Below are 597 nucleotides of genomic sequence, written 5' to 3'. Positions count from 1 at the left end.
TAGATACCGGCGGCTTCCATCTCGACACCCAGGATGCCGTATTTTTCCATGACGTCGAACATGGAGGGGTCCGGGGTGTAGAACAGGTCGGCGGAGAAGATGTTACCGACGCGCACGGCAACGCCCTTGTTCTTGGCGGCCTGCACGGCATTGGCAACCAGGTCGAAGTCAGCGATGGCAGCGAAGTCGTGATCCTTGAAGCGCAGACGGTTTACTTTGGAGTCGGTGCAGGCACCCATACCGATCACCACGTCACGCAGTTTCACGTCTTCACGCACGGCACCACAGGAGCCCACGCGGATCAGGGTCTTCACACCGTAATCGGTGATCAGCTCTTTTGCGTAGATGGAGCAGGAGGGGATACCCATGCCGTGGCCCATTACGGAGATACGACGGCCCTTGTAGGTACCGGTAAAGCCGAACATGTTGCGCACGTCGCAGATCTGCTCGACGTTCTCCAGGAAAGTTTCAGCGATGTACTTGGCGCGCAGGGGGTCGCCCGGCATCAGCACGGTATCAGCAAAGGCGCCATCTTTCGCATTGATATGAGGAGTTGCCATTCTCTTGATTCCTTCACACTAGGTTGAGTTTTATTGT

At 56.4% G+C, this 597-nt stretch carries 1 protein-coding gene; it reads right to left on the bottom strand.

Going from position 1 to position 597, the window contains the following annotated elements:
* Window positions 1-560, bottom strand: a 560-nt coding sequence (deoD, locus tag G5358_RS21540; protein ID WP_421324935.1) for a purine-nucleoside phosphorylase, incomplete at its 3' end; no start/stop codon positions are given.
* Window positions 561-597 lie beyond the last annotated feature (37 nt).

The organism is Aeromonas sp. 604176 (assembly GCF_049170755.1).
In the GTDB taxonomy this organism is placed as follows: Bacteria; Pseudomonadota; Gammaproteobacteria; order Enterobacterales; family Aeromonadaceae; genus Aeromonas; species Aeromonas veronii_A.
Note: the sequence above shows the minus strand (reverse complement) of the source record. Positions and strands in the feature narration are given on the sequence as shown.